Source organism: Pseudoalteromonas sp. J2K-J599, from assembly GCF_059295115.2.
The window spans coordinates 432,455-445,558 of record NZ_CM200271.1 but is presented as its reverse complement, the minus strand read 5'-3'; the positions used below and the strand labels follow the sequence as shown (position 1 = coordinate 445,558).

Sequence of the window (13,104 nt, the reverse complement as noted above, 5' to 3'; positions counted from 1 at the left end):
CTTAATTAAATACCGCTTGCGTAAACTCTTGAAGCGGCTCTGAAAAGTAAAAACCTTGAGCTCCTACCACTCCCAATTTGGTAAGCGTAAGTAGCTCTTTTTGAGTCTCTACGCCCACCGCGTATACGGGTAGATTTAAAAGACTAGCGGCTTCGACTATCCTTTTTATTTTCTTTTGACTTTGAGTTTTTTCATCTAATAAATGAACCAGTTCGTAAGATAACTTAAGCCCACATACTTGGTTATAATCAACTAGCATGGCTACTTTCTCACTGCTTTTTACATTATCAATCACAATGTGTGAATGCCCTTTTTTAATAACATTAAGTGCATTAGTTATCGACTCCCTATAAGTAAAAAATTCTGCCTCACTTATTTCAAATTGTAATTTAGTATTTAACTTAAGCTCTGCCATTTGATTGGCTAACCACTCCCAAAATACAGTATTAAACCAATTTTTAGGGTGTAGATTTACACTAACTGTTAAAGCCGAAGACTCACTGTGCATTAGCTTTTTGACTTGTGTTATTACAGTTTTATCTAATATTAAAGCGTCTTGATCACTATAAACCTGTTTAATAAAATAACGAGCGGCCAGTAAACCAAGTTGGCTATGCCTAACCCGAATAAGAGCTTCATGCTGCAGGATATCTCCACTAGAGAGTTCAAATACAGGCTGAAAGAATAATATAAATTTATTCTTTTTAATGTTTTCTATAACCTGTTTGCTAGAGAGGTGTTTTTCTTGGCAGTTATTTAACGTTAAACGGTGGCAATGCTGCAATAGGCTGCTTTGTGATAGTACGAGTGCTGATTTTGCTAACTTATAAACCGCCACTTGATCAGCGCCTAATTGATAATCACACGCACCTATTTTAATATTTTTATGAGTAATATTTTGTTGATGATTTTGACATATAAAAAACACATTTTTATGAAGCTTTTCAACGTAGCTATTCAACTCGCTAATAGAAATGTTTGGTAAGGTAACCGCTAAGTAATTAGAGTTTAGTATTTTTACCGACACACCTTTAAGTTCGGCTAATTTTTTAGTAATTAAGACTTTAAAATTGGCTTCTATATCCGTTTTTTTATTAAAGCTACAATCACACTTAATAAGTAAAAATAAGTTATGTGATGCAGTATTAACTCCATACAAAGAACTTAAATCACATTTTTTTGTCTGTGCGATTAGTTGAGTATTTTTATGCCTTTGTTGAATAATTTTAGTCGGCTGTATAACTGTATTTTTAAGCATTACTTTACGGTTTACTTTTAACAGGCTCCACCAGCGATAAGACCAATTAGCAGCGCCTAATATAATCAAATTTAAAAATATAAATAAGTAGCTTTGTGTTACCCACACTGGATAGTGATAAAGGCTCAAACTTAACGTTTTAAAAGTAAAAACTTCGCGTTCTAAATTGACTAAGTTCCTAAAGTGATCTGAAGAATTTTGCACCTCTAACTTAAAGCCTTCATTTTTAGCTAATGCGACCAACACTTCATTATTTATAGAGGGGGATAAATTTAATTCGTAAACACGCTTAACAAACTGCTGCCCAGAAACATGTGCTTTTTGATGTAATGCATCATTTAAAATGAAATTAAAACTAATAAGTATCACCAGAAACAGAACAAAAGAGATACCTTTGAAGTACTTTAAAAGCCAGAGTTTACTCTTTTGCATAGCCTGCCACTCGTTATATTAATAACTAAAGTGTTGTTCAATATCTATAGAAGCACAAGGTTGCAAACAAAGTTTAAACTTTTATTAATAGCACTAAACAAAAAACACTCAAATAAACGAGAGCTTACAAAAATAAACAGCTATGCCCTTTATTCTGTAAATAGATGAAAGCCATCGACAAAGCATTAAATCTCGTAACTCTTGTACTTTAGGGTGTGATTCATCTTCACTATCAGTTTGAGGTAAACCTTCAGGATTAAAAATTTTAACCTCAGCACCAAAATACGTTAATAAACGTGCACTCTCCTCTATTACCAACTTGCTATAAGAACGCGCTCTTAATGATCCATATAACAATAAAATTTTAGGTTTGTGCTCAGAAAAACTAACATTAAAATTTTTAGTGTATGGAACAACACTGTGTGTTTTATTTGTATTTGGTAACCCATTAACTTCTAACATTTATAACTCAATCTTTGCCAAGTGAATATACGAAAAATCGAATGTATGAAATTTCACATACAAACACGTTAGTCAAATTCTATTTTATAAATTTTTTTAAGTTATTAAAAAATCGGCTCAAGCCAATGGAAGGGATTGCGGTAGGTATTTGATAAAAATATTAAATTATATGTATAGCGCAACTATTTATTTAAACAGCGAATTATAGTTTCACGTAGTTTTTGCGTTTTAATGGGTTTTGCAACATGAGCATTCATGCCAATAGATAAGTATCGTGTAATATCATCTTTCATAACATTAGCTGTTAAGGCAATTATTGGAATATTTGCGATAGTTTCATCACTATCATTACGAATAATTTGAGTCGCCTCAACACCGTCCATGATAGGCATATGAATATCCATTAAAATTATATCAAACGACTCTAATTTTACTGTTTGGATGCACTCTAATCCATTATCAACTAAGTAAACCTGAGCGCCGCTATTTTCTAGTATGTTGGTAACTATGAGTCGATTGATTGAATTGTCTTCCACAACTAATACTCTAATACCCGCCAGCGACTGTTCACTCACAGCATTTTCTTTAGGCACTTCATGAAAAGAGCCGACTACTCTACTTTTCACCTCCTCATACAAGACACTCGAATAAACAGGTTTTTGCAAAATTGTGTTTATATTTATTTTGTTAGCCACATCATTAAGTAAAACCTCATGATCCCTTGTAAGTACAATTATATTATTGCAAAGCTGGGGATTAATATTATAAATACGCGTTAAAAATGTTTCACTACTCATCGCTGGCATTATCCAATCGACAATAATGACTTTAAATTTTTCTTTATTCTGTTCAATAATATCAATAGCTTGCTTAGCAGACGAGCACGCAGTACATGCTAAACCCATAGCTGTAAGCTGATTTTCAATTACTTTAAGGTCCTCTTCATTATCATCTATAATTAATACATCAAACGGATCAGTAAAGATTAGGTTAGGCGTATCATCAATCAACGCTTGGTTGTTCAATTTAACTTCCACCGAAGCAACAAACTCACTACCCACACCTTGAGTGCTGTGTACCGTTATATCACCACCCATCAATTGGCATAAACGCTTACTAATTGTTAAACCTAACCCTGTACCACCAAACTTCCTAGTTGTAGAACTATCTGCCTGAGTAAATGATTCAAATAAATTGCTAAGATTATCCTCAGCGATGCCAATACCTGAGTCTTTAACTGTAAAATATAAGCAAACACTTTGCGGATCGTCTAATAACTTTCTTGACTCAATTAAAACCGATACAGTGCCGTGAGGGGTGAATTTAATTGCGTTAGAGCATAAATTTAACAGCACCTGATTTATTCGCACTACATCGCCGATTAAGTCCAGCTTAACTGTCTCATCAATGACAATATCAAATGTGACTCCTTTACTTTGGGCCAATTCATTGAAGGTTGCTTTGATATAATCAACAACCGAATTTACAGAAAAAGGAAATTCTTCAAGGTTAATGTTTCCAGACTCAATTTTTGAAAAGTCTAAAATATCGTTAATAACCACCAGGAGTTGATCTGAGGAATATTTAATTTTATCTAAATAATGCCCATACTCACCAGGTAAACCTTTTTCGAGCAAAATATTAGTCAAACCAATAATCCCACTCATAGGGGTTCTAATCTCATGACTCATATTTGCTAAAAACTCAGACTTAGCGGATGTCAGATGCTCTGCTTCTTCCTTGGCGTGCAAAAGCTCTTCAGTGCGCTCTTCAACGCGCGACTCTAATCTTTGCTTTTCTTCATCAAGCTCTTTTAAAAGTTGAATGCGGCGTTGGTTTAAAAACAAAACAAAAACTAAAAAACTGCTAAGAATAAAAATAATTACAGTAGCGCTGTAAATTAATATTTTATTTTTCTCAAAGTAAGTTGGCTTGTAATAAGAGATAATTGACTCTTCTGGCAAGCTCTGCGGAGCAATATTAAACTTACTTAATTGTCGCCAATCATATGAGTATGTACTAAGCCCTTCACCACCAATTTCATTTAACGCTTTATTTTCATTATAAAAAACTATTGAATCGGCAATACGTTTACCTATTTTTTCACCCGACAATACATACCCACCAACAACACCTGAGCCTAATAGCACTTCCCAATAGCTAAACACTGGCGCCGGACTTTCTTTTGTTAATCGCTCTACTAGCTGATAAGGACTAAGTGATTTATTATCGTAACGCCTAAAAATGGGGGTAAATAAAATAATCGAATCCGCTGGGGCATTTCTTACTCTGGTTAGTAATTCTGGTAATGGAAGATCAAACCACTTTTCTACATTTAAATACGAAAAATCACGGTTAATAACCGAAAATAGTCCTCGATGAAAGCTCATACCAATATCGTTTTTTGTATCTAAAATTACGATCAATTTTTTAGGTTTCATTAAATTAACAGCATTTGCTGTTGCTTGCGCATAATCTAATTTAGCTTGGATCACAGCTCCGCTGGTCTTTTTTGGTAGATTAAACTGGGCGCCTGGCTCTAAGTATATTCGTGGAGCATTTATAAAAAAATCGTCTAATTGAGATAGTAACGTCGCTGCAGAAGGCGACTGAGTAACGATGATATCGATGTGCTTATTTTTATATTTTTGTTTGAGGTAGTCTTTCATTAACTGCTTTTGATTAACTTCATCAAAGCGATTTACATCCATATTTTCGACAAATAGTTCATAACTAAAAGAACGTTTTTTAAGCTCTGTACGCAGTCCAAGCTCAACACTTTTATACCAAGGCATATCTTGATTTGTTGAATTTATAAATAAAATATGAGTAACGTCTGAAGGAGTTTGAGCGTGTGAACTAAGGCTCAAGAATTGAAAAACAAGAAATAAAAATAAGATATTAGTTTTCATGTTTCTCATTGTGTAATCAGGGGAAAGTAGTTTAATGGTAAGTATTAACGATATATATATCAATTAAATACAAGATAAAATTTACTGTAATTTAACATTGCCAACAATACTATTTCACTTTACAGCCTAATGAGGTCTTATATTGATAGTTTTTGGATTATCATCACAGCGCAATACGCATAAAAAACCCAGTACGAATACTGGTTTTAGAGTAAAAAGTGTAAAGAATCTAATTATCTTTACACTGTAAAGGTTGGAACACTAGAATGGGATATCGTCATCAAAATCAATGGTTGGTTCCATTGGGTTTGATGCACCACCTTGCGGAGCACTTTGTGGTTTAGGAGCGAAACCACCTTGCTGCTGCGGTGCACTATTTTGTTGTGGTGCAAAGCCGCCGCCTTGCGGTTGTTGGTATTGATTATTTTGTTGTGGTGCAGGCGCTGACTGAGGTTGCGCTGCAGGTGCTGCTTGCTGTTGTGGAGCATAACCACCTTGTTGCTGGTTATTTTGGCCTTGATTATTTTGACCGTAACCACCGCTTTGTTGAGCACTTTGCGCTTGATTACCTTGGTAACCACCACCTTGTTGCCCACCTTGTGATTGATTACCTTGGTAACCACCACTTTGTTGATCGCCACCACGTGCGCCTAACATTTGCATTTGACCAGTAAAGCCATCTACAACTATTTCTGTAGTGTATTTTTCTTGGCCTTGTTGATCGGTCCACTTACGAGTTTGAAGTTTACCTTCAACATAAATTTGTGAACCTTTACGACAATATTCACCAACAATTTCAGCTAACTTGCCAAAAAATACAACACGGTGCCACTCAGTTTTATCAACCATTTGGCCAGTGTTCTTATCTTTATAGCTATCCGAAGTTGCTAGGGTAATATTTGCTACACCGTTACCGTTAGGCATATAACGAACTTCAGGATCTTGCCCTAAATTACCAACCAAAATTACTTTGTTCACACCGCGTGCCATGGAACCATCTCCTATAAATGTTAGATTAAACCAGCGACTTTACGCGCTTGGTCTAGGTCAAATTCTTTATCATTAATCTTTAAATAGCTGCGACTTTCATCGCGAACTACAGTTGCTTCTATTACACCTGGTAAAGCAACTAACTGAGAAGCAAGTACTTGAGCATGCTCTTCAGAATCTAATTTGGTCATTAAACTAATAACTTTACTTTTGGGTGGGACTTGCATTTTCCACGCAATAATAAGCCATATTAACCCAACAAGTGCCGCTGCCGCAAACACAGCTTGCGTCGTTGTAGTTTGTGCTACATAGCCACCTAACATACCGCCTAAAAAGGCGCCTAAAAACTGACTAGATGAGTAGCCTCCCATTGCTGAACCTTTTTGGCTTGCAGGTGCTATTCGCGATACAAGCGCAGGCATAGTGGCTTCTAAAAAGTTAAACGCCACAAAATAAAGCAGCATACACACAGCAATGCCTACTACACTATTAACCCATACCGACATTGCTAACATACTAATAGTTAACAAGGCTACCGAGCCAATAAATGCTTGTTTTTCTTTCTCTTTTTTAATGGCCACAATCATTATTGGTACCATTAATAAAAATGCTAAAAATAGCACTGGAATATACAAATACCAGTGATGGTCGGCAACCAAGCCATCTTTAATTAATTGACTCGGCAGTACCACAAAAATTGTGGTTAGCGTTAAATGCAATAACAATACACCTGCATTTAATCGTGCTAACTGAGGGTGTTTAATTAATTTTTTAATGTCGCTGAAGCTTGCTAATGTATCGCCTTTGGGCGCTTTATTTACCGCCTTTGGCACTAGCATGGTCACTATAAATATACCAAAGACAGCTAAAATAGCAGTCAACCAAAATACACCTGCAATACCCCATGAAGCGGCAACAATTGGCCCAAGTAACATAGCAAAGGCAAAGCTCATTCCTATGCTCATACCAATAACGGCCATTACTTTTGGTCGTTGCTCATCGCGGCTTAAATCTGAAGCAAACGCGAGTAGCGCACTGGCTATTGCGCCCATACCTTGTAAAGCACGGCCTACGGTAACCATTTGGATAGAGTCAGCTAATGCAGCAACTACAGAGCCAATAGCAAATACAACTAAGCCACCAACAATAACCTTTTTACGACCAATCTTATCGGATAATCGACCCATAGGTATTTGTAGTACAGCTTGCGTTAAACCATACGCACCAATGGCAAAACCAATCCAAATAGGCGAAAAACCTTCAAGCGATTGTCCATAAATAGCCAATACAGGCATCAGCATAAACAAGCCGAGCATTCTAAATGCAAACACACTCGCTAGTGATACAGCGGCGCGTTTTTCTCGTGAATTAAGTGAAGATGCGGTCATTATCTGCGTGATCTTACTCTATGAAAAATTGAGGTTGGGATTCTACCATAAGCTTGGCAATAATTAATCGCCTATAAGTAAGGATTTTTCATTGATCAAGGATTAATATTGCTTCGTATTATGCGATACTGAGTAAATAATTTTGGTAACAAACGAGATAGCATGGAAAACATTGAAGTCCGAGGCGCCCGAACGCACAATTTAAAAGACATCAGCCTAACCATCCCACGTGATAAATTAATAGTTATTACGGGTCTATCTGGTTCGGGGAAGTCATCACTTGCATTTGATACGCTTTATGCAGAAGGACAACGCCGATATGTTGAATCACTCTCTGCGTACGCAAGACAATTTTTATCGCTCATGGAAAAGCCTGATGTGGATCACATCGAAGGCCTCTCACCTGCCATTTCTATTGAGCAAAAGTCAACGTCTCATAACCCGCGTTCAACCGTAGGTACTATTACCGAAATTTACGATTATTTACGACTTATGTTTGCCCGCGTTGGCGAACCACGATGTCCTACACATGATTTACCACTTGCTGCGCAAACCGTTAGTCAAATGGTAGATACTGTTTTGGCACTGCCTGAGGGCAGTAAATTAATGCTGCTTGCGCCAATAGTAAAAGAGCGTAAAGGTGAGCATGTTAAGTTATTAGAACAGCTATCCAGCCAAGGTTATATTCGCGCCCGTATAGACGGTGAAGTATGTGACTTGTCTGATCCTCCAACACTTGAGCTTCATAAAAAACATACAATAGAAGTTGTTGTAGACAGATTTAAAGTAAAAGATGGCTTACAACAACGCTTAGCAGAATCGTTCGAAACAGCACTTGAAATGTCTAATGGCGTTGCACATGTAGCATACATGGACGATAGCAGCGCTGAAGAGATTCTATTTTCAGCAAATTTTGCCTGCCCTACTTGTGGCTATGCAATGACTGAGCTAGAACCGCGTTTGTTTTCGTTTAATAACCCTGCTGGTGCGTGCCAAACCTGTGATGGCTTAGGTATTCGTCAATATTTTGATCCTAATCGCGTAGTGCATAACCCGGAATTAAGCCTTGCTGGCGGTGCAATTAAAGGCTGGGATAAACGCAGCTTTTATTACTATCAAATGCTGCAAGCGGTTGCGGATCATTACAACTTTGATTTAGACGTGCCTTATCAAGATTTAGATAGCGAATCGAAAAAAATTATTTTAGATGGCTCTGGTAGCACTAAAATTGCATTTAATTACCGTAACGACCGTGGCGATTTAATTACGCGTAACCATGAGTTTGAAGGCGTTTTAAACAACATGAATCGCCGCTACCGCGAGACCGAGTCAAACTCTGTACGCGAAGAACTTGCTAAATACCAAACAAGCCAAGCGTGTCCTAGCTGTCATGGCTCGCGCTTACGCGAAGAGTCTCGAAATGTATTTATTGGACAAACCAACTTACCTGCAATCACATGCATGAGTATTGGTGAAGCCATGGAATTTTTTGAAGGTTTAGAGTTAACCGGACAAAAAGGCCAAATAGCTGAAAAAATATTAAAAGAAATTCGCGACCGTTTATCGTTTTTAATTAACGTTGGCCTAAATTACTTATCACTTGAGCGCAGCGCCGATACATTATCAGGTGGTGAAGCTCAGCGTATCCGCTTAGCCAGTCAAATTGGTGCCGGTCTTGTAGGCGTAATGTACGTACTAGATGAGCCATCTATTGGGCTACATCAACGTGATAACGACCGCTTACTACAAACACTGGTCCATTTACGCGACTTAGGTAACACCGTTATTGTGGTAGAGCACGATGAAGATGCTATTCGTGCTGCAGATCATATTATTGATATTGGTCCAGGTGCGGGTGTTCATGGTGGGCATATTATTGCACAAGGCACACGCGACGATATTTTAGCAAGCAAAGAGTCTGTTACGGGCCAATTTTTATCAGGCGTACGTAAAATAGAAATACCAAAAGAACGTCACCCAACGAACGACAAATGGCTAGAGCTATTTGGCGCAACGGGTAATAATCTTAAAAATGTGGATTTAAAAATCCCATTTGGTTTAATGACCTGTGTGACGGGTGTATCGGGCTCGGGTAAATCAACGCTAATAAACGACACTTTATTTAAACTGGCTCATACAGAGCTAAATGGCGCAACCACTGCCGAAGCGGCACCGTATAAATCAATTAGCGGTTTAGATCATTTTGATAAAGTGATTGATATTGATCAAAGTCCGATTGGTCGTACTCCACGTTCAAACCCGGCAACCTACACCGGTATATTTACCGGTATTCGTGAATTATTTGCAGGTACACAAGAAGCGCGCTCACGTGGCTACAAAGTAGGTCGCTTTAGCTTTAACGTTAAAGGCGGGCGCTGTGAAGCGTGCCAAGGTGACGGCTTAATTAAAGTTGAAATGCACTTTTTACCTGATGTGTATGTACCGTGTGATGTATGTAAGAGCAAACGCTATAACCGCGAAACGCTCGAAGTACAATATAAAGGTAAAAACATACACCAAGTGCTTGAGATGACTGTTGAAGACGCGCATGAGTATTTTGATAAAATACCGGCTATTGCCCGAAAGCTTAAAACTTTAATGGACGTTGGTTTATCGTATGTTCGTTTAGGTCAAGCCGCTACCACGCTTTCAGGTGGTGAAGCTCAGCGTGTAAAACTTGCCCGTGAGCTTTCTAAACGTGATACAGGTAAAACACTCTACATATTAGATGAGCCCACAACCGGCCTACATTTTGCCGATATTGAACAACTGCTTGTTGTATTACATCGCCTGCGCGATCACGGTAACACCATTGTGGTTATTGAGCACAACCTCGATGTAATTAAAACAGCAGATTGGGTTATTGATTTAGGACCTGAAGGCGGTGCTGGCGGTGGTGAAATACTCATTGCAGGTTCGCCAGAAGAAGTAGCTGAGTGTGAGCGTTCACATACTGGGCATTACTTAAAACCTCTATTAAATAAATAGAGGTTCGGTTGTTACAAATCAATCGTCATTAAAGTTATTTAACCCTCGAGATTACACTTAATTAAAAATGGCGAGAAGATTCACTTCTCGCTATTTTTTGGCTCTAATTTTTCTTTTATCAACATAATACCAATCCGCAATAATACTTAATCATTTTGCGGGGCTAAACGTGTCGCTACCTGTGTTAAAAAATTCTCATTTGCGACTGCATGGATGCAGAAGGTAGAGCAATGCAGGAGCTATTGCCGAGAACAACTAAATAGCGAATTTTTTGCCTAGCTACCAACACGTTTTTCCAGCCTCAAAATAGCTTATTTAATTAAGCGAATTGGTATAACAATCGAAAATGTTATTAAAGAAAAACAACACACTGCTGCAAATTTAACCTTGAAAGATAAACAGACCCTAGTCATTCCAACTTATCTGTATTATTTGCATGTCTTTATATTTTGATTCTGTAAAGAAAACTTGATTGTTATCACTAATAAAAAATGCGACAGGTTTAAAATCCACGTGCACATCTTTTACTGTTTTATCTTCTAAATTAAGCCGAGCAACTCTTGAAATAGCATCAGAGTAGTAGAGGTAATTACCATTAATAGCAAAAAGTTGTGCTTGTCGCGCGTCTTTGGGTAATTCCCAACTCTGTTTATTTGATAGTTTAATTAACTGATTATTAGTAATTGCATAATTAGTACCGTCAGCGCCTGAAATTAATTTGTTGGCTTTAATATCCTCTAATATAGTTGTGTCTCGCGTTAATAAATTAAACTGAGCAAATAGGTTTTCTGAACCACTTCGCTCTAAATAAATTATACTTTCATTATCTTTAGACCATACATAGTTTAGTATTTTTCGCCCTTTAAACTCAGCTATGGTATAGAGTTTGTTCGACATAACGTCAAAAAATGCAATATCGCTATTAACTCTTAATAAAACACGATCTTGCTTACTCGATACTCTTAGCCCGCCAATAGCAAAGGTAGATTTCCCTTCATAAGTAAAGTTACTAAGTTGCTTTGTAAGTCCATTTTGAGATAACCACAACTGACTGCTGCCAGAGCGCTCGGATACAAAAATATGCGCTGGCCCTTTCTCATTAATGACTTCTACAATGTGGTAGTCGTCTTCATCACTTTTGTAGAGTGCTTCATACTCAGGAACATCGCTAAAAAGATTAGTCGCTTTAATTAACGAAAATGCTTGTGTTTTATTTGCTGAGTAAAAGAGGCTATTAGCAGATTGAACTGCAATATAATAAGGTGAAATTGCTGGGGTAACCGTTAGTGTGCGTTTAATAATATTATTTTCATCAAACACAATGGTTGAAAGGTCAGAGTCTTCAAAAACAATCACGCCTTTATCGTCTGCAAGCCAGTCAAACGCGAAGCTAATTATACTTTTGTTTGCTTTAAATAACCGCTTAGTCTCACGCGTAGAAAAGTCGTAGCTGAACACCGAAAAAGGCTGACCTTTTTGACTAAGTATATATGCTATTTTATTACCTGAAGAAGATAAGCGCGGCATTATTACGCCATACATTACACCTGGTGGTGGAATAACAATGGACTCTTTTTGTAACTCTAAATCAAATTTATATAAACCTGAGCCATCTTGCTCATTTTTATATTCAGTGTAATAAATATATTCACTATTTTCGTCTACTTGTGCGTAGCCGGTGTATCTAAGGTCACACTTTTTAATTAATGTAGCCTCACCAACAATAGGAAACTGGCTTAAATCAACCAGTACCATTTCGCACTGCTGTTGTTTTAAGTTTGTAGCTTGTATAAGCACTGCGTGCTGATTTAACTGCCACGATAAAATAGATACTTGAAAGCCAGGATAGGTAATTTCAACCTCCCTTTGATCAGATAGTCGCTTTACAAATGCATGCATTATGTCATTTTCAGGTTCAACATTTGTATAAGCTAAATATTGTTTATCTGAGGACATCTCAGGGTGAACCTCACTGCCTATATTCCACGTGCTTGCTACCTTATTAACCGTGATCTGGTTAATCTTTTCGCTAGAAGGTGCATTAATAAAAAACAACCCAAACCATACTAAAGAGCACAGGCAAATAATGACGAGTAAAGAATAAATCAAAAAATTTTTACTATTCTTTTTTTGAACTGGTTGAGAAGTAGTTGCAGTAGCTATCTCTTCATTTTTGGCAGAAATACCCGGTGAGTCAGGCAAAATGTTTACAGGCTCTTTCAAAACGTTTGCTTGCGTTAAACGCTCAGGTATTACTGTTAGGCTATATCCTTTACGGTAATGCGTTTTTAAAAGCGGCGCTTTTTCAATTGGGTGGGCAAGCTGCTTTCTTAACTCTGAGATTGCACGGTTAATCGCATTATCATCAACAAAGCTCTGTTGCCACACACTCTCAATAAGCTCTTGGCGGGAAACAATTTGTTGAGGCTTGTCTATAAAGTGAAGTAATAGCTTTACTAAAAGTGGATCTAATTCCCTTTCTAAATGGTTTGAAGTAATCACACAGCGATTACTAATAAATTGCCAAGGTCCGATTTGATAATTCATAGTCTTTACGTATTTTTATTTTTATAAACCGTATCACATCTACACTTTCTTTTATAGAAAAAGCATTTTAAACCTTATATTAGCATTATAAGGTTTAAGGCTAACCCTCTAAATTAAAACAATTATT

Annotated in this window: 6 protein-coding genes and 1 pseudogene; 1 reads left to right on the top strand and 6 read right to left on the bottom strand. The window is 37.2% G+C overall.

Annotation, left to right across the window (positions count from 1 at the left end; genetic code table 11):
• Nucleotide 1: 1 nt before the first annotated feature.
• From AC5NT5_RS01960 to AC5NT5_RS01940, 5 genes and pseudogenes are all read right to left on the bottom strand, one after another.
• Nucleotides 2-1,690: an EAL domain-containing protein gene (locus AC5NT5_RS01960; protein WP_154904140.1), complete on the bottom strand. Its 1,689-nt coding sequence runs from the start codon at nt 1,688-1,690 to the stop codon at nt 2-4.
• 180 nt (nt 1,691-1,870) lie between these two features.
• Nucleotides 1,871-2,152: pseudogene (locus tag AC5NT5_RS01955) on the bottom strand (NADPH-dependent FMN reductase); the annotation flags it as partial.
• A gap of 182 nt (nt 2,153-2,334) precedes the next feature.
• Nucleotides 2,335-5,064, bottom strand: coding sequence for a response regulator (locus AC5NT5_RS01950; RefSeq protein WP_494513265.1), 2,730 nt, complete (start codon nt 5,062-5,064; stop codon nt 2,335-2,337).
• A 261-nt stretch (nt 5,065-5,325) separates the two neighbouring features.
• Nucleotides 5,326-6,054 carry a single-stranded DNA-binding protein gene (ssb, locus tag AC5NT5_RS01945; RefSeq protein ID WP_494513264.1) on the bottom strand — a complete coding sequence of 243 codons (729 nt, stop codon included), beginning with the start codon at nt 6,052-6,054 and terminating at the stop codon, nt 5,326-5,328.
• A gap of 20 nt (nt 6,055-6,074) precedes the next feature.
• Nucleotides 6,075-7,442: an MFS transporter gene (locus AC5NT5_RS01940; protein ID WP_149602041.1), complete on the bottom strand. Its 1,368-nt coding sequence runs from the start codon at nt 7,440-7,442 to the stop codon at nt 6,075-6,077.
• Nucleotides 7,443-7,604: 162 nt separating this feature from the next.
• Between AC5NT5_RS01940 and uvrA the strand changes: the two genes are divergently transcribed.
• Nucleotides 7,605-10,430, top strand: a complete 2,826-nt coding sequence (gene uvrA, locus AC5NT5_RS01935; protein WP_494513263.1) for an excinuclease ABC subunit UvrA — start codon at nt 7,605-7,607, stop codon at nt 10,428-10,430.
• A 405-nt stretch (nt 10,431-10,835) separates the two neighbouring features.
• Here uvrA and AC5NT5_RS01930 read toward each other — a convergent pair whose 3' ends face one another.
• Complete coding sequence (locus tag AC5NT5_RS01930; protein ID WP_494513262.1) at nt 10,836-12,977, bottom strand: winged helix-turn-helix domain-containing protein; 2,142 nt, start codon at nt 12,975-12,977, stop codon at nt 10,836-10,838.
• Nucleotides 12,978-13,104: the final 127 nt, after the last annotated feature.